We start from the raw sequence: 17,040 nt of genomic DNA on the forward strand, positions 1-17,040 counted from the left end.
CACGGAGATCATCCCGGAAAAAGGGTATTCCCTTTCAACGGGTGATTCCGGAGAAACGCGAACACCCCGCGACCAGGCCTCTGCACGGCGACCCACCGCGGAACGAGCCGGCCGGGTCAGGCGCTCGGCGCGGTCCCGGGGAGTTGGATGGTGGCGAGGGTGCCGCCGCCGGGGGCGTTCTCCACGGAGACCCGGCCCCCGGCGTCCCGTACGGCCTGGGCCACGATGGCGAGACCGAGGCCGGAGCCGGGCAGGCCGCGCGCCGACGGCGAGCGCCAGAAGCGCTCGAAGACGTGCGGCAGCTCGTCTTCGGGAATGCCCGGCCCCTCGTCGCGCACGGTCAGCACGCCCTTGCCGAGCCGCACGGTGACGAGGCCGCCGGGCGGGCTGAACTTCACCGCGTTGTCGAGCACGTTCACCGCGGCGCGGTGCAGGCCGCGGACGTCGCCGTGGACCTGCCAGGGGTCGAGGCCGATGTCGAAGCGCAGCCCCGGGCCGCGCCGCCGGGCCCGCTCGACCGCCGCCGCGACCACCTCGTGGAAGTCGATCTCGGCCGACGACTCGCCGCTCTCCGCCTCGCGCGACAGCTCCAGCAGGTCGCCGACGAGGCTCGACATCTCCTCGAACTGCTCCTTGACGTTCGCCAGCAGCCGCCGCTTGGCCGCGGGCTCGATGGCGCGGCCGGTGGCCTCGCTGCGCAGCAGCAGGTCGATGTTGGTACGCAGACTCGTGAGCGGGGTGCGCAGTTCGTGCCCGGCGTCGGCCACGAGCCGCCGCTGCCGCTCCTGGGAGCTCGACAGGGCCGCGGTCATCGTGTTGAACGACCGGCCGAGGCGGGCGATCTCGTCCTCCCCCTCGACGGGGATCGTGACGGTGAGGTCCTCCGTCCGCGCCACGTGCTCGACCGCGCGGGTCAGCCGCGCCACGGGCCGCAGGGCCGTACGGGCGAGCCAGAGGCCGGCCACGGCGGCGCCGGCCACGCCGAGCACGCTGACCGACCCGAAGACCACGGCGAGGATGCCCAGGGTCTGGTCCATCTCGGCGGTGGAGCGGAACACACTGATCGTCACCGGCGCGGGCGGCTGGGCGGGCTCGGGAAACCGGCCCGGCGGCCCCGGCAGCGGGGGTACGTAGCGGGTCGTGTGGACGAGCACGGAGGTCCCGTCGGTGGTGACCGCGTCGCGCAGGATCGAGCCGGAGGTCAGCGCGCGTTCCGCCGTGGACGGCCGTACGTGGGCCGAGCCGGCCCAGACGCAGACCGTGCCGTCGGGGGCGACGATCTGCCAGCTCCGCCCGGAGGGGTCCCAGTCGGGGCGGGGACCGCGGCGCTGCGTCTCGTCGCCTCGGCAGTCGCGCAACGCGATCGCGATCTGGTCGGCCGCCGGTCTCAGCCGGGTCAGCGAGCGGGCGATCTGGTCGCGCATCTCGGCGCGGGCGAGCAGCCAGCAGGCCGCCGCCGACACCGCGACGGCCAGCGCGACCGCCGCCGCGATGAGCAGCGTGAGCCGCGACCGGAGCGAGCGGCGCCTCACGGCGACGGCCGCAGCACGTAGCCCACCCCGCGCACCGTGTGGATGAGGCGGGGCAGCCCGCCCGCCTCCGTCTTGCGGCGCAGATACATGACGTACACGTCGAGCGAGTTCGACGTCGGCTCGAAGTCGAAGCCCCACACCGCGCTGAGGATCTGCTCCCGGGTGAGCACCTGGCGCGGGTGGGTCAGGAACAGCTCCAGCAGCAGGTGTTCGGTGCGGGTGAGCTCCAGCCGCCGGCCGGCCCGGGTGACCTCCCAGCTGGCGGCGTCCATGCGCAGGTCGCCGAAGGTGAGCACGTCGCCGTCGCCGCCCCGGGCGGCGTACTGCCCGCCGCGCCGCAGCAGGGCCCGCACCCGGGCGAACAGCTCGTCGAGCTCGAACGGCTTGACGAGATAGTCGTCGGCCCCGGCGTCCAGCCCGGAGACGCGGTCGCCGACGGCGTCGCGCGCGGTCAGCATGAGGACGGGGACGCGGTTGCCCGCCGACCTCAGCCGCCGGCAGGTGGTCAGCCCGTCGAGCCGCGGCATCATGACGTCGAGGAGCATCGCGTCGTACGCCTCCCGGCCCCGCGCGGCGTGGTCGAGGAGGCCGAGCGCGGCCAGCCCGTCGCCGGCCGTCTCGACCTCGTATCCCTCGAACTCCAGGCTGCTGCGCAGCGCCTCCCGCAGGGCGGGTTCGTCGTCCACCACCAGCAGCTTCGCGGCTTCCTCACGCACCGGCACACGTTATCCGAGCGTCATGAGAATCCGGTTAAAGGGCGCTTTGTCCCACTGAGTCGCACCCGCCCGGCGACCCGAAGCCGGACCGCGTCAACCCGCCGAGGTCAGGACGGCCATCGCGGCGTTGTGGCCCGGGATGCCGCTCACGCCGCCGCCGCGCCGCGCGCCCGCGCCGCACAGCAGCACCCGCTCGTGCGCCGTCTCGACGCCCCACCGGCCGTGACCGCCCGCGCCGTGACCGCCCGGGCCGTCCCCCTCACCGTCCTCCTCGCCGTACGGCCAGGAAAGGTCGCGGTGGAAGATGTGCCCGCCGGGCAGGCCCGCGTCCCGTTCCAGGTCGAGCGGCGTCTTGACCTCCAGGCACGGCTCTCCGGAGGGGGCGCGCAGCAGGCAGTCGCCGATGGGCTCGGCGAGCACGGAGTCGATCGAGGCGAGGGTGCGGTCCAGCGCCTCCCGCTTGGCGGCCGGGTCGGTGAACAGCCGGGCGGGCATGTGCAGGCCGAACAGCGTCATCGTCTGCGCCCCCGCCGCGCGCAGCTCCGGCCCGAGGATCGAGGGGTCGGTGAGCGAGTGGCAGTAGACCTCCGCGGGCGGCAGGTCCGGCACCCGCCCCGCGGCCGCCTGCGCGTACGCCGCGGCGAGCTGGTCGCGGCTCTCGTTGATGTGGAACGTGCCGCTGAACGCCTCGGCCGGCGTCACGGCGGGGTCGCGCAGCCGGGGCAGCCGCGACAGCACCATGTTGATCTTCAGCTGGGCGCCCTCGGGTGTCTCGGGCGTCTCCCCGAGCAGCCGCGCGAGCACGGCGGGCGGCAGGTTCGCGAGCACCTTCCCGCCGGTCACCACGTGTTCGGCGCCGTCGGGCACCTCCCGGAACGTGACCTCTCCCGTGGCGGGGTCGACGGCCAGCACCTCGGCCCCCGTACGGATCTCGGCGCCGCGCCGCCGCGCGACGTCGGCGAGCTCGGCGGTCACCGCGCCCATGCCGCCGACCGGGACGTTCCAGTCGCCCGTGCCGTCGCCGATGACGTGGTAGAGGAAGCACCGGTTGGCCAGCAGGTCGGCGGCGGGGTCGGCGAAGGTGCCGATCAGCGCGTCGGTGAGGACCACCCCGCGCACCGTGTCGTCGGCGAACCGCTCGTCCACGACCTGCCCGATGGGCCGTTCGAACAGGTCGCGCCACGCCTCGTCGTCGCCCACGATCCCGCGCAGGTCCGTACGACCGGGCAGGGGGTCGAGCAGCGTGGGCGCGACCCGCCGGGCGACGTGGGCGGTCATCGCGTAGAACCGCTCCCAGGCGTCGAGGTCGCGCCGTCCGCCGGTGACGGCCTCGAAGGAGGCGGCGGTGCGGGCGGCGTCCTCGTTGTCCACGAGCAGCCCGGTGCCACCGGCCGGGGTGTAGGAGGAGAAGCGGCGGCGGCGCAGGTCGAGCCGGAGCCCCAGCTCTTTGACGATCTTCGTCGGCAGCAGGCTGACCAGGTAGGAGTAGCGCGACAGCCGCGCGTCCACGCCGGGGAACGCCCGCGCCGACACGGCGAGACCGCCCACGTGGCCGAGCCGTTCCAGGACCAGCACCCGGCGTCCGGCCCCGGCGAGGTAGGCGGCGGCCACGAGACCGTTGTGCCCGGCACCGGCGATGACGACGTCGTAGTGCGAACGTGGCATGGAGCGTTCTCCCGGGTCGTACGAGGCGCGGTGCCCGAAAGGTATCGCAAGATTGCCCTCTGGACCCGGGCAGAATATGACGAAGCCGGACAATTTTCCGCCAACACGAACAGGAGCACCATGCGCGTTTCCGAAGAGGTCGCCGAGGCGCTGGCCGCCGGCCGGCCGGTCGTCGCCCTGGAGTCCACGATCATCTCCCACGGGCTTCCCCAGCCCCGGAACCTCCAGGTCGCCCTCGAACTGGAGGAGATCGTCCGGGAGGCGGGCGCGGTGCCCGCGACGGTCGCGGTGCTCGACGGCGTCCCCCGGGTGGGCCTCGACAAGGACGGGCTGGACCGCATCGCGACCGAGCCGGGCCTGCGCAAGCTCGGCTACCGCGACCTCGCCCCGGCCGCCGCGCTCGGCCTCAGCGGCGCCACGACCGTCTCCGGCACGTCGTTCCTCGCGGCCCGGGCGGGCGTGCGGGTCTTCGCCACCGGAGGCCTCGGCGGCGTGCACCGCGGCTGGACGACGGTGCAGGACGAGTCGGCCGACATCGACACCCTGGGCCGGACCAGGATCACGGTCGTGTGTGCCGGGGTGAAGTCGATCCTCGACGTGCCCGCGACCCTGCAGCGGCTGGAGACGAAGCAGGTCAGCGTGGTCGGCTACCGCACGGACGAGTTCCCCGGCTTCTACCTGCACAGCTCGGGCGAGCCGGTCGACTGGCGCGTCGAGACTCCCCAAGAGGCCGCCGGGATCATGCGGGCCCAGGACGCCCTCGGCGGGCTGGAGACCGCGCTCATCGTGGCCAACCCGGTGCCCGCCGACCTCCAGCTCGACCCGGACCTCCACGACCGGGTGCTCGCCGAGGGCCTGCGCGCCGCCGAGGAGCGCGGCGTCACCGGGCAGGCCATCACCCCCTTCCTGCTGGAGTACCTGGTCGAGGGCACGGACGGGGCGTCGCTGGAGGCCAACCTCGCGGCCGTACGCGGGAACACCGCCCTCGCCGGGCGGATCGCCGCCGCCTGGGCGGCCGGGTGAGCGCTCCGCCGGCGACCGGCCTGCTGGTGATCGGCGACGTGGTCACGGACGTTGTCGCGCTGCACGACGGGCCGCCGGCCACCGGCACCGACACGCCCGCCGACATCGCGCTGCGTCCGGGCGGCTCGGGGGCGAACACCGCCTCCTGGGCCGCCCGCCTCGGCGCCGACACCCGCCTGCTGGCGCGGGCCGGGTACGACACCGGCGACTGGCACGCGGCCGAGCTGACGAAGGCAGGTGTGCGGCCGCACCTGCGGATCGACCCCGAGCGTCCGTCGGCCGTCGTCATCGCGATGGTCGACGCGAGCGGGGAGCGGTCCATGCTCACCAACCGGGGCGCGAGCGGCCACATCGGCGTGGACGACTGGGCGCCCGGCCTCCTCGACGGGGTCGGCCACCTGCACCTGTCGGCGTACACGATGTTCGCCGGGCCGGGGCTGGAGCTGGCCCGGCTGGCCATGCGCGAGGCGGCCGGGCGGGGTGTCCCGGTCAGCGTCGACCCGGCCTCCTGCGGGCCGCTGCGGGAGTTCGGCCGTGAACGTTTCCTCCGCGAGACCGCGCCGGCGTCCATCGTGATCCCCAACCAGGAGGAGGCGCTGCTGCTCTCGGGGGCGTCCGATCCGGACACGGCCGGGCAGGTCCTGAGCGCCCGCTACGGCACCGCGGTCGTCAAGCTCGGGGCCGACGGCGCGCTGCTGGCCCGTGGGGGCCGTATAGTCGCCAGGGCGCCCGCTCCCCCGGCGGCGGTGATCGACTCGACGGGTGCCGGAGACGCCTTCGCGGCGGGGTTCCTGGCCGCCACGCTGGCGGGCGGCACCCCCGAGGAGGCGCTGCGAACGGGGTGCGAGGCGGGGGCGATGGCGGTCGCGCAGGTGGGCGGCCGTCCGAAGTCTGGGAACTTTACCCTATTGACACCAATTGCTGGTTTGCGGCGTAAGCTGCACCATTAGCAACATGCGTCACTCTCGGGAGGGTGCGGTCATACCGATGGACGCCGAGTCAACGATCTGCCTGAGCGACCTGGTCCCGGCCCTGCGCTGGAGCCGTCCTCAGCAGGTGGCCGAGATGCTGGCCGACCCGCGCCTGCCGGGCGGGTGGTGGGCATCCGTCACCATCGGCCACGCGGTGCGGGCGACCGGAGTTGACTGGCTCTGCGAACGGCTCGCCCGGCTGGCCGTCGGCCGCTGGGACCATCTGCCTCTCACCGACCTGCTCCCCGCGCTCCAGGTCCACACTGTGGACCCGGCCATGGCCGGGTGGCCCGAACCGGTCCGTACGGTGGTCACCCACCTGGGCGGGTGGTACCGGCTCCGCCGCATGACGCCCGTCGACCTGCGGACCCCCAGCGCCTCGGCCTCGCCGGAGGCCCTCCTCACGACGATCTTCCGAGAGGTGTTCGGGCACCTGGAGGGGCCGGCCGGCGAGCAGGCCTCCGCTCCGGCCACCCAGGCGGTCCCGGGCGCACAGGCCGCCACGGGGGCGCCGGCGGTTCCGGCCGCACAGGCCGCTCCGGGCACGCGTACGCCGGGCGCTCCGGCCGCATCGGGTGCTCCGGGCGCTCTCGCCATGCCGGGCGCATCAGGTGCTTTTGGTACGCAGGGCTCTCCGGGTACAGCGGGCGCTCCGGGTACGCAGGCGGGCCCGGGTGCCCCCACGGCCCAGCCCGCCGCCGGTCCCGTCTCCGCGCCGTTCCCGCAGGTCCCCCAGGGGACCCCGCCGCACGGAACCCCGGCACCGGTGGCCCCGACCCAGGGAAGCCCGGGCCAGGGAACCCCGGCACGCGGAACCACGGCGCAGCCGTTCCCCCAGCAGCCCGCCGCGGCCGCACAGGGTTTCCCGGCCACCCCGGGCGCGTCCTCGCAGCCCTTCCCCGCCGTCGCCCAAGGACCAACCGGTCAGCAGGGACCCACCACACAGGGACCCGCCAGTCAGCAGGGACCCGTCGCTCCCGCCTCCCAGGTGCCCCCGCAGGCCGACGGAGCGCCCTCCCAGCCCTTCCCCGCCGTCCCGGGCGCTCCCGCATCGCAGCCCTTCCCCGCTCCGGGCGCGACCTCGCAGCCCTTCCCCGCGACCGCTCAGGGACACGGTTCTCAGGGACACGGCTCCCAGCCGCCCCCGCAGGTCAACGGGGCCCCTTCGCAGCCCTTCGCGCGGCCGGGCGCGATGCCTCCCGGCCAGGCGGAGCAGGCGGCCGTACAGCCCGCGAGCCCGCCTCCGGCGGGTGCGCCCCTCGGTGAGCAGGTCAGGCCGGCCACCCAGCCCTTCGCCCGGCAGCCCGCCACCGCGCTCCCCCAATCCCCGGCCCAACAGTCTCCGGCCCAGCCCGGGGCCCAGCCGACGGCACAGTCCACTGCACAGTCCCGTACAGAGGCGCGGCCGGAGGCTCCGGCGGCGCCGGAGCGGCAGCCGGCCGACCTGTCCGCGCACCCGATGGTCGGGGTCGTCGAGGGGCTGTTCCGCGACTGGGACCCGCTCGCCCGCGCCGTGGCCGCCGAGCGGCTGTTCGCCGCCGAGCCGGTGAGCCTGCGCGCGCTCGCGCACACCCTCGGCGTCGACCGCGAACTGCTCTCCCAGGCGCAGCGCACGGCCGAGGAGCGGGTGCTGCTGTGGCTGCGCTCCCCCGACACCGCGCCACTCACCGGGCACCTGTTCGGGCTGACCGAGTGGCTCGGCACGGCGGCCACCCAGGAGCAGCTCATCGCGGCCGACCCGTCCCACCCGGTCGAGGTCCCGGCCCTCGGCACCCCGCTGTGGCGGGTGCTGGTCACGCTGATGCCCGACCGCCGCCTGCAGGATGGCTGGCTCGTGCTCGGCGACCTGGCCGGGCTGCGCGACAGGACCCGCCACCTCCTGGCGAACAAGCCCGCGGACGCCGATGTCGTGGAGCTGCTCGGCCAGCTCGGCATCCGCGCCCACTCGGCGAAGGCGTGGCTCGACTCGTTGCCGCAGGCGGCCGCGCCGTCCGAAGCGGGCGCGCTGCCGACTCGGCGCGGGCCGGCGGCCAAGCCCGCGCCGCTGCCGCGCCGCACGCCGGGGGCGAACGGCCACCACCACGGCCGCGGCGGGATTCCGGTCCCCTCCCAGGCCGGCAACGGGCCCGACGCCGCGACGGCGCTGGCCGCGCTGAACGCTCTGGCGAGCGGCACCCGGGGCGGGGGCGTGCCCCTGCCGCACCTGGTGCCGAACCCGCGTCCGACCTCGGGCCCGGCCTCCGACCCGCGCCGCTGGCAGCGCATCGACGTCACCAGCGGTCACCTGCGCGGCGAGCCGGTGGCGGTCCCCGAAGGGTACGCCGCCCAGCTGGGCATGCGTCCGGGGACGCTGCTGTCGGTCACCGGCCCGGGCAACAACGCCGTCGTCCTGGTGTGGCGTGACCGGCAGCCGGTGTTCGACTCGCTCCAGCCGGTGCTCATGCGGCTGAACGCCCGGCCGGGCGACTCGGTCTACGTGACGGTGGACGGCTACCGGCTCGACGCCCAGCTCACCTCGGCCGTCTGACCACCCCCGGCCGGACGAGCCGGGGAGGCCGGCGGAGAAGTCAGCTCAGCGCGGCCGCCTTGCGCAGCAGCACCGAGCGTTCGCGCTGGTTGGCGCACAGCCGGGCCGCCAGCTCCAGCTCGGCGCGCGCCTCCGGCCGCCGTCCGAGCCGGGCCAGCAGCTCACCGCGTACGGTCGGAACCAGATGCGAACCGGGGAGCCGGTTCGCGGCGATCAGCTCGTCCACGATGGCCAGGGCCTGCGCCGGACTCGAGGCCATAGCCACGGCGACGGCCCGGTTGAGCTCGACCACCGGGGAGGGCGCGACCCGGCCGAGCGCCTCGTAGAGCACCACGATCCGGTCCCAGTCGGTCTCCTCGACCGAGGGCGCCGACGCGTGGACGGCGGCGATCGCGGCCTGCAGGCCGTAGGGGCCGAGGCCGCGGGCCGACGCCCTGGCCAGCGCGGCCAGCCCACGGCGGATCGCCGAGACGTCCCACAGTCGCCGGTCCTGGTCCTCCAGCAGGACCGGCGAACCGTCCGGGCCGGTCCGGGCCGGGAAGCGCGCGGCCGTCAGCTCGAACAACGCGAGCAGGCCGTGCGCCTCCGGCTCGTCCGGCAGCAGCGCGGCCAGCGTACGGGCCAGGCGGATCGCCTCGTACGCGACGTCGGGGCGCAGCAGCCGGTCGCCCGACGTGGCCGTCGACCCCTCGGTGAAGATCACGTAAAGCACGCTGAGCACGCCGCCCAGCCGCTCCCGGCGTTCACCGGCCGCCGGCAGCTCGAACGGCACCCCGGCGGCCGCGATCGTCTTCTTGCCCCGGGTGATTCGGGCCTGGACGGTCGGCACGGAGACGAGGAACGCGCGGGCGATCTCCTCGCTGGACAGGCCCGCGACCACGCGCAGGGTCAGCGCCACCCGGGCCTCGGGTGAGAGCACCGGGTGGCAGCTGACGAACATCAGCGCCAGGACGTCGTCGTCGATCCTGTCGGGGTCGATCTCCTCGTCCAAGGCCGAACCGATCGCCGAGCCGACCGCCGAGGCGGCCGCCGCGTCGGCCGCCAGCAGGGCGTACCGGTCCTGGAGGGCGGTCCGGCGGCGGATCGCGTCGATCGCCCGCCGCCGGGCCGTGGCCATCAGCCAGCCGGCCGGATTCGCCGGAGGGGCGAGCGGCCACGACACCAGCGCCTCGGCCACCGCCTCCTGGGCCGCGTCCTCGGCCAGCCCGAAATCACCGGTGAACCGGGTCAGCGCGGCGACGATCCGCGCCGACTCGATCCGCCAGACGGCCTCGACGCCGGCCGTGCCCATCAGACCCGGCCCCGGTTCTCGGGCCTCTTGATCACTCGCCGGCCTGCGGGACCTCGTCGCTCCCGGCCACCCGGCGGACCTCGATCTTGGAGCCGCGGGCCGCCGGGACCCGCGTGGCCCACTCGACCGCCTCCTCCTTCGAGGCGACGTCGACCAGGAAGTAGCCCCCGAACAGTTCCTTGGTCTCGCCGTACGGCCCGTCCGTGACCACCGGGGCCTCCCCGCCGAAGTCGACCACGACGCCCCGGCGCGGATCGTCCAGCCCTTCGGCCGCGAGGAGAACGCCGGCCTTGACCATCTCCTCGATGAACCGGCGGGTCGCGGCCATCGCCTCGTCGATGTCGGCCATCATGGCCACGTTCGACTCGTCAGTGCCCCGCATGATCAGCATGTACTTCGCCATCGCGCTCTCCTCGTCCGGCGGGGCCGCCTCTCGGCCCTCGCACCCGTACGTCGAACGAGCGGCGCGCGGATCGACACGGTCCCGGAGAAATTTCGCGGGGGCGGAGGTCAGGCCTTCGGCCTGAGCATCTTCCGATAGTAGGTCGCCGAGATCTCGTAGCCGAGGGCGCCGTAGAACTCGGCGGCCCGCCGGGTCGCCAGCGCGACGTACCCCGCCTGCCGCGAGCGCGCCCACGTCTCGAACTCCTCCAGCAGCCTGCGCCCGATGCCGTGACGGCGGTAACCGCTCTCGATCATCGCCTCCTCCACCCAGGCGACCCTGCCGTTGGCGAAGAGCGTGATGTGGGTGAAACCCAGCAGGTAGCCGCGTACGGTCCCGTCCACGGTGGCGACGATGAGAAAGGCGTCCTCGTTCTCCAGCAGTTGCGGCAGCGCCGCGTCGAACGGCGCGCGCTCGGGCCGGAACGTCACCGCGAACTCGCGGGCGAGTGCGAAGATCTCGTCCGCGTCGGATTTCTCGGCTTTACGGAGCTGGAGATCACCAGACGTCATGAAAGGGACTCTAGGAGTACGAGGGCACATACGTCCAATCCGGGGCCCGCGACGCCGGCACGGCCGTACGGTCCCGCTCGTACGACATGGTCGCAGTCTCCCATGGGCGACCGGTCTCCGGCCTCACCACCCCCTCGCCGGCGGGCCGGTGACAGCCGGCGGACCGGCACGCTTTCCGGTTGCCGAATTCGATCAACCGCCTCGCACGAAACACAACACCATCAAAGGGAAGAAATGCCCAAATTTGCAGCTTCCTTGACGGCCGCCGGGCCGGGACATAGCATCCGGAAGATAGCAGCGGTACGGAATTATCGGGGCCCAGGCATATTTCTCCCTGTCGTAGACCTCACGTCTGAGAGCCTGTGAAATGCCAGATCCCATCGCGCTCGACAAAGATCGATTACTTCTCCTGAAGAACCGCCGCCTGACCCAGCGCCTCCACACCCTGTTCTCCGAGCTGGACGGCGACGAGGATCTGCAGCGGGCGTTCATGCAGTCGCCCGTCGAGGTGCTGGGACTGGAGGTCACGGGGCTGCGGCTCGACCGCTCCCAGGCCGCCGCGGTCAACCGGTTCGTCTTCGCCGCTCTCGGCAACGAGGAGTTCCGCTCGTGGGCGGAGGCCTACGACCGGGAGCACGGCGAGCGGAGCCGGGAGGAAGTGCTGCGGGACTTCTCGGAGGCCCTCGCCCGTACGGGCGACCCGGCGCTGATGCGCGGCCTGCTGACCATGCTGGACAGCGGGGTCCGCCTCGAAGATCCCTTGGTGGAGACCATCATCGTCAAGGCGGAGTCCATCGCCATCGGAAACTGGTTCATCTACAAAGTCTCCGGACACGACGACATCGACGACCTGATCGTCTCGCCCGAGCAATTCCAGCGAATAAGCCGGCAACTGGTCTTCCGGGCGCAGGAACTGTCCGCCGGTGGCGAGCTCTAGCGCGGCTCCGGCGGGGCACGGCCTGTTCCACCAGGGCCGCACCCTGTCGATGATGCTCACTTTCGCCTGCACGGCGGAATGCTCCCAGTGCAGCACGCTGAGCAGTCCGCGCAACCGTGACCACCTGCCGGCCGCCGACGCCCTGCGCGCGATCGACGAGGCGGCCGAACTCGGCTTCCTCAACGTCGTCTTCACCGGAGGCGAGGCGACGCTTCGCTGGGACGACCTGCTCACGTGCATCGGCCGCGCCTCCGGGCACGGCCTGCGGACCCGCCTCGTCACCAACGCCCACTGGGCGCTGACCCCGGAGGCGGCGGAGACCGCCCTCGACCGGCTGCTCGACGCCGGCCTCGACGAGATCAACTTCAGCACCGGGGACGAGCATGCTCGCTTCGTCCCGTTGCCGCGGGTGGCCCAGGCTGCCGCCGCCACCGCTCGCCGGGGCCTGACCGCCCATGTGATGGTCGAACTCCGCCAGGAACGCGAGGTCACCGCCGCGCGGCTCCTGGCCGAGCCCGCCATCCAGGAGCTGGAGCCCGAGGCCCGCGCGCTCGTGCGGCCGTCCGAGAGCCCGTGGATGCCGGTCAAGCCCTTCAAGGTCGAGCGGTATCCCGACGGCGTCGCCTCCCGCCGGGAGGATCTGCCGAAACTCGCCGGCTGCGACAGCGTCCTCCAGACGTACACCGTGCAGCCCAACGGCCGCGTGGCCGCGTGCTGCGGGCTGGCGATGCGCCTGGTGCCGGAGCTGAACGTCGGCGAGGTCGCGGGCGAGCACACCCTGCGCACCGCCATCGACGAGGCCGAGGACGACCTGCTGAAGCTGTGGCTGCGGGCGGCGGGGCCGGAGGCGATCCTCGCCTGGGCGTCGGACCGCGATCCGGAGATCGCCTGGGAGGGCATGTACGGGCACCGCTGCCAGGCGTGCCTGCGCCTCTACAAGGACCCTAAAGTGCGCGCGGCCATCGTGGACGGCTACGAGGAGGAGATCCCCGCCGTCGTCCAGGCGGCCTGGCTGAAGGACCGCTACGTCCCGTCCCGCCTGTCCGAGCTCTTCGGCACAACCAACGATCCCACCCACCCGGCTTCCCTCACGCCGCCGGAGGCGAGCGCCACCACAGAGGCGGAAATCGCCGACAGCTGACCCGGGCAGGCCGGTGTACCAGGGCTGGTGGCGGTGGGCGACCAGGTCATGCTCGTGCCTGCCATGGCGGGTGTACCAGCAGATGGTCAAGGTCTGGGCGGCCAGGCCGAACGGCACGGTCCGCTGCGCGGCACGGGCGGTACGGGACGGGTGCGGGCCTGGCCGACGCCGAAAATCTGCTTCGCCTCCAAGATCACGGCTTCGATGGACCATCGGGCGGCGTACCGCTCGACCAGCGCGGCCACCGAGGCTGTGATGTCGGTGGAGACCAGCGCATGAGCTCGCTGCGGCCGTACCGGGTGACGGGGACTCTTACGCGGCAGGGCTCAGTGACGCCTTTCGCTCACCACTGCGTGATGGCCATGTTGAGACATAACCAGAACGCCGGCCACAAAATCCAGGCGATCGATGAGTTGAGGCGCCTGCGGACGGCACAGATGACTACGACCGCCAGAGCATAGAGAGCCGGAAATATCCAGATCACTACGATGACGACAGCCGGACCCGGCGCGACGGCGAAGAAGAGCAACGAGAAGACGAGATGAATTCCGAGTGCGCAGAGCACTCTCAGGAGCACCGCGACGACCTTCTCCGAGGTGCCAGCCGTCATACCGTTCTCCCTGTGGACGATTTTCGACATGGGACCGAGCCGGGCGACGCGACGCCGAAGGTGCTCGTCCATCCGGGAGATGGACGAGCACCCGGGCGTGCCGTCCGTGTCGGCGGGCACGGATCAGGTCAGCCACTCATGATAGAGCGATCATGTGAAGACGTATCCCTCAGGATACGCCGGCATCCGATCCTCGATGTTGCGCGCGAACTGCAGCCACGCACTCTTCGCTTTCTGCTTGGACAGCCATCGGCCGAAAACATTGCCCTGCACCAGGCCTGAGTTGGGCCCGCGTGCGTGAACGGTGAAGGTCAAGTGGCCCTTGTACTGCCCGAAGGAGAATGTGATCTTCGAGCCCGTGGGGTCGAAGTGTCCCTTCAGCGCCTCGAATGTCCATGACGTCGAGGTGAGCTGGACGATCTTGACGGGCGCCGTGCCCCATAGAGGAATCTGGAGTTTGCAGACTTCTCCCAGGTACAGAGTGGAGCCGCACCCCTGGAAGGGAAACACCTTCCTGATGTTATAACGCATCCAGTTGAGCGCACCCTTTGGCTTCCCCGGCTTCTCCATCAGCTGGAAGGTGAAGGAGTAGGAGAACTTGCCGTCGAGGTCCCTGCAGTTCAGCGGATCGCCGAAGCAGTACTCGTAGTCGTTGCCGTTTCCACCGACGACGGGGTCCACCTGGAGGAATCGGCCGGTGGCGGGGTTGTAGAGGCGGACGCCCATAAGGACGATGTCGGCGACGGCGTCGCTCGCTCGCCGGGCGCCTCCCAGCCATTCGTAGCGGTCGTTGGTGTTGACGGTACGGTCCAGGCCGTATTCGGTCTGTTCCGCATAGCTGTCCACCCCTGTTGCGCTGCTGCTGTCGGCGCAGGTCGCGACCACGTCGCCATGCAGGTTGGTGAGCTGCAGCGTAAGGGTGCCGCCGCTGGTCTGCGTGGCCTCAAGCCCAGTGAACGCGGTGACGTTCCGGGTCCAGCTGCCGTTCGCCTCGCTGATCCAGGCCGGAGAATCGCCGCTGGCCGAGTAGTGGTTGGTCTGGGTGCCGGCCGAGGATGTGGTCTGGCGGATGCGGCCGAGCGGGTCGAGGGTGAAGGTCTTGGTCGTGGACGCCTGGGTGAGGGTCCTGACCATGTCGCCCGCGTAGTAGCCGGCCGTGACCGCCGCGCCGTTGGCCGTGGACGAGGCTGGGACGGCGGTCGTACGGCCGAAGGCGTCATAGGAGTACCCCGAATCGGTGATCCGGTCGGCCGAGTCGAAGGTGTGAGTTGCGGTCGTCGGCGTTGCCGAGGTCGAGCACGACCCGTCGTCGGCCGCGGGGTAGCTCGCCTGAGAGGTGCGGTTGGTGTCCACGTCGAACCCGTAGGTACGGGTCTCGCACGACAGGTCGTAGGTGTCGGCGACTTGGGTGAGACGCCCGGCGGTGTCGTAGGTGTAGCGCTGCAGGCTGCCGTTCGGCCCGGTCGTCTCCGCCGTCCGGCCGTCGGCGTTGGGGATGGCGGTGAACGCCAGCCAGTTCACGCCCGACTTGCCGTAGGTGAGCGCGGTCTGCTTCCCGGTGTCGTCCCAGCCTCCGGTGGCGGTCAGCCCGTTCGGGTACACCTGCTTGACCAGGTGGCCCGCCGCGTCGTAGGCCGCGGTGAAGGAGCCGATGGTGGAGACCGCGATACCGGTGGGCAGGCCGCGCCGTTCGGCCTTTCCGGCGGCGTCGGTGCCGTCGTAGGTGTAGGTGTAGGTGCCCTTGCCGTCGTTCACCGTGGCGACCCGGCCCGTCACGTCGTACGTCGTGACGGCGGTGTTGCCGTCGGCGTCGCCGGCCGAGTAGGCCCGGCCGAGCGCGTCGTACGCGGTCGTGACCGAGACCCCGCCCGCGGTGACCCCGGTCAGCAGACCGGTCGCGTTGTCGTAGGTGTAGGTGCGGTCCGGCAGCGCCGTGCTGCCGGCGCCGGTCTCGGTGAGGCTGGTCTGGCTCGTGCGGCCTGCGGCGTCGACCGTGATCGTCGAGGTCCTGGTCGCCGACCCGGACGTCTCGACGGTCTGGGCGGTCTGGCCCCAATACCCGTAGGTAACAGTGGTCACCGGCAGCGTCCCGCCGCTGGAGGGATTGGCCGCCGGAGCGGTGCGGCACACGAGCCCGGCCCACTGCGGCTTGCCACCACATGACGGGATCGAGGAGTTTGCTGCCGCCGTGTAGTAGGTCGTCGTTGTCGTGCCCGCGTCGGAGCCGGACGAGGACGGCATGCGCCGCTCGATCTCGCGGCCGGCGTCGTCGTACCGCACCTTCCGGACGATGTCGGTCCCGCCGGGGTAGGCGATCTTCTGGCTGGTCGGCTGGAAGAGATCCCAGCCGGAGGGGTCGCCGGAGACGATCGGGTCGTAGCCCGTCTTCTCGGTGTGGGTGTCGGCCGCCGCGACTGTTCCCGCGCCATTGACGACCAGCGGTTTCACCGTCGTCGTGGTCACGAGGTGGTAGTCGGTGTCAGGGTCGGGCTTGCCCTCGTCGTAGGTGTACTCGGTGTGCCGGCGGGCGGACGCCAACGTGCCGCCCGCGAGCATCACCTGGTGCGCGGGGCCGTCGCTGGTGAGGACGTCCCCGTCATCGTTGTACGCCGTGACGTTCGCCAGCAGGTCGGCTCGCTCCGCCGAACTGGAGCGGCCCACCACGTAGGCGTCCGTCGACGACGAGGGCGCCAGGGCCTCGGCCCGGTTGCCGGCGCTCAGGTCCCAGACGGTGTTGCCGTCGTCGTCATAGCGTGTCGCCGAGATCTGCCAGGCTCCCGCGCCATACGTGGCCGTGTTCACGGCGCGGCCGTTGACGTCCATGTACGTCAGCGACGCGTACGGGTAGTCCGCCGCCGCCGGTGTGTAGGAGCCGTCGCCGGCCTGCGGCGGCACACGCCAGGCCGGGAAGACCGCCGTACCGGTGCGGGGCAGGTCGGTGGTCTGCGACCAGGTCGCGGCGGTGGCGCCGGTGACGTCGACGGGCGAGTTGATCGGCACCCCGTAGGAGACCGCCTCGACGATGTCGATGGCGCCCGCCTCGCGCTGGACATCCGCCAGACGGCCAGAGGTGTCGTAGCCGATCCGCCAGGGATTGAGCCCCGGTGGGGTGATCTGCGAGACCCGGCCGGCGGCGTTGTAGTAGTAGGTCAGTGTCAGGTTGGCGCGCGGGTCCGTCACCGTGCGCAGGTGGCCGGTCGAGTCGTAGGCGTAGGTGGCGAGGGTGGTGGTCTTCATCGCCGACGTCGCGGGGTCGTAGGCGGTGTAGGAGATGGACTTGACCAGGCCGGTGTAGTCACCCCAGCCGCTCGACACACCGCTCGCCGTCGTGCTCGCGGCGTAGGTGACGTCCACTGTCTTGCAGCCCGCGACCAGGGTGGTGCAGGTGACCCCAGCGGCGACGGGGGCGAGCATCCGGCTGACCCGTCCGGAGGCGTCGTAGGTGTAGGTGGTGGTGTTCTCGGCGCCCGCCTCGTCGATCGAGCTGACCGTCCATGCGCCGCCGGAGGCGGTGAAGACGGTCGTGGTGCCCACCGAGTCGGTGTGGGTGAACTGGGTGGCCGAGTCCTTGGTCACCGTGGAGCCATCAGATGCGTCCGAGATGCCCTTGTACGTGCCGTCCGGCTGCACCGTGTAGGTCTCGATCGAGCCGTCGGTGCCGGTGAACAGCACA

General features: G+C 72.2%; 14 protein-coding genes. 6 read left to right on the top strand and 8 right to left on the bottom strand.

The features are described from left to right. Positions 1-116: 116 nt before the first annotated feature. The 3 genes from Mam01_RS23010 to Mam01_RS23020 all read right to left on the bottom strand — a co-directional run bounded on the left by Mam01_RS23010 (position 117) and on the right by Mam01_RS23020 (position 3,913). On the bottom strand, positions 117-1,532 hold the full coding sequence (locus Mam01_RS23010; protein ID WP_204287278.1) for a sensor histidine kinase: 1,416 nt from the start codon (positions 1,530-1,532) through the stop codon (positions 117-119). Then, positions 1,529-2,248, bottom strand: coding sequence for a response regulator transcription factor (locus tag Mam01_RS23015; protein ID WP_204287279.1), 720 nt, complete (start codon positions 2,246-2,248; stop codon positions 1,529-1,531). Before Mam01_RS23015 ends, Mam01_RS23010 begins: the two co-directional genes overlap by 4 nt. Positions 2,249-2,341: 93 nt before the next feature. Next, positions 2,342-3,913 carry a phytoene desaturase family protein gene (locus tag Mam01_RS23020; protein WP_204287280.1) on the bottom strand — a complete coding sequence of 524 codons (1,572 nt, stop codon included), beginning with the start codon at positions 3,911-3,913 and terminating at the stop codon, positions 2,342-2,344. A 120-nt stretch (positions 3,914-4,033) separates the two neighbouring features. Between Mam01_RS23020 and Mam01_RS23025 the strand changes: the two genes are divergently transcribed. Genes Mam01_RS23025 through Mam01_RS23035 form a run of 3 tightly spaced genes read left to right on the top strand, consistent with a single transcriptional unit; the run spans position 4,034 to position 8,434 of the window. Beyond that, on the top strand, positions 4,034-4,936 hold the full coding sequence (locus Mam01_RS23025; protein WP_204287281.1) for a pseudouridine-5'-phosphate glycosidase: 903 nt from the start codon (positions 4,034-4,036) through the stop codon (positions 4,934-4,936). Continuing rightward, positions 4,933-5,886, top strand: a complete 954-nt coding sequence (locus tag Mam01_RS23030; protein ID WP_204287282.1) for a carbohydrate kinase family protein — start codon at positions 4,933-4,935, stop codon at positions 5,884-5,886. The genes Mam01_RS23025 and Mam01_RS23030 overlap by 4 nt, the downstream gene beginning before the upstream one ends. 37 nt (positions 5,887-5,923) lie before the next feature. Further along, positions 5,924-8,434: a hypothetical protein gene (locus tag Mam01_RS23035; protein ID WP_204287283.1), complete on the top strand. Its 2,511-nt coding sequence runs from the start codon at positions 5,924-5,926 to the stop codon at positions 8,432-8,434. Between the two features lie 40 nt (positions 8,435-8,474). Here the strand turns inward: Mam01_RS23035 and Mam01_RS23040 are convergent, their stop codons facing one another. From Mam01_RS23040 to Mam01_RS23050, 3 genes are all read right to left on the bottom strand, one after another. Further along, a complete protein-coding gene (locus tag Mam01_RS23040) occupies positions 8,475-9,725 on the bottom strand; it encodes an RNA polymerase sigma factor (protein WP_204287284.1) in 1,251 nt (416 codons plus the stop codon). 31 nt (positions 9,726-9,756) lie between these two features. Beyond that, entirely contained in the window at positions 9,757-10,128 is a 372-nt protein-coding gene (locus Mam01_RS23045; protein ID WP_204287285.1) for a YciI family protein, read from the bottom strand. 107 nt (positions 10,129-10,235) lie between these two features. After that, positions 10,236-10,679: a GNAT family N-acetyltransferase gene (locus Mam01_RS23050; RefSeq protein ID WP_150931574.1), complete on the bottom strand. Its 444-nt coding sequence runs from the start codon at positions 10,677-10,679 to the stop codon at positions 10,236-10,238. 367 nt (positions 10,680-11,046) lie between these two features. Here Mam01_RS23050 and Mam01_RS23055 point away from each other — a divergent pair, with 367 nt between their 5' ends. The 3 genes from Mam01_RS23055 to Mam01_RS23065 are packed head-to-tail and all read left to right on the top strand — an operon-like array spanning position 11,047 to position 13,036. Then, the gene (locus tag Mam01_RS23055; RefSeq protein ID WP_204287286.1) at positions 11,047-11,616 is read left to right on the top strand and encodes a hypothetical protein; all 570 of its coding nucleotides are present in this window, start codon (positions 11,047-11,049) and stop codon (positions 11,614-11,616) included. Continuing rightward, complete coding sequence (locus Mam01_RS23060) at positions 11,603-12,757, top strand: radical SAM protein (protein ID WP_204287287.1); 1,155 nt, start codon at positions 11,603-11,605, stop codon at positions 12,755-12,757. Before Mam01_RS23055 ends, Mam01_RS23060 begins: the two co-directional genes overlap by 14 nt. A gap of 33 nt (positions 12,758-12,790) precedes the next feature. Further along, complete coding sequence (locus Mam01_RS23065; RefSeq protein ID WP_204287288.1) at positions 12,791-13,036, top strand: hypothetical protein; 246 nt, start codon at positions 12,791-12,793, stop codon at positions 13,034-13,036. Between the two features lie 64 nt (positions 13,037-13,100). Here Mam01_RS23065 and Mam01_RS23070 read toward each other — a convergent pair whose 3' ends face one another. Together Mam01_RS23070 and Mam01_RS23075 are read right to left on the bottom strand one after the other, a co-directional pair. Beyond that, on the bottom strand, positions 13,101-13,439 hold the full coding sequence (locus Mam01_RS23070; protein WP_204287289.1) for a hypothetical protein: 339 nt from the start codon (positions 13,437-13,439) through the stop codon (positions 13,101-13,103). Positions 13,440-13,517: 78 nt separating this feature from the next. Then, on the bottom strand, positions 13,518-17,040 hold a 3,523-nt coding region (locus tag Mam01_RS23075; RefSeq protein ID WP_204287290.1), incomplete at its 5' end, for an RHS repeat domain-containing protein.

The organism is Microbispora amethystogenes, assembly GCF_016863015.1.
GTDB classification, from domain to species: Bacteria; Actinomycetota; Actinomycetes; order Streptosporangiales; family Streptosporangiaceae; genus Microbispora; species Microbispora amethystogenes.

Coding starts and splice junctions, on each gene's coding strand:
- Mam01_RS23020 (WP_204287280.1), bottom strand. CDS start 3,913: ATGCCACGTTCGCACTACGACGTCGTCATCGCCGGTGCCGGGCACAAC.
- Mam01_RS23025 (WP_204287281.1), top strand. CDS start 4,034: ATGCGCGTTTCCGAAGAGGTCGCCGAGGCGCTGGCCGCCGGCCGGCCG.
- Mam01_RS23035 (WP_204287283.1), top strand. CDS start 5,924: ATGGACGCCGAGTCAACGATCTGCCTGAGCGACCTGGTCCCGGCCCTG.
- Mam01_RS23040 (WP_204287284.1), bottom strand. CDS start 9,725: ATGGGCACGGCCGGCGTCGAGGCCGTCTGGCGGATCGAGTCGGCGCGG.
- Mam01_RS23045 (WP_204287285.1), bottom strand. CDS start 10,128: ATGGCGAAGTACATGCTGATCATGCGGGGCACTGACGAGTCGAACGTG.
- Mam01_RS23050 (WP_150931574.1), bottom strand. CDS start 10,679: ATGACGTCTGGTGATCTCCAGCTCCGTAAAGCCGAGAAATCCGACGCG.
- Mam01_RS23055 (WP_204287286.1), top strand. CDS start 11,047: ATGCCAGATCCCATCGCGCTCGACAAAGATCGATTACTTCTCCTGAAG.
- Mam01_RS23070 (WP_204287289.1), bottom strand. CDS start 13,439: ATGGACGAGCACCTTCGGCGTCGCGTCGCCCGGCTCGGTCCCATGTCG.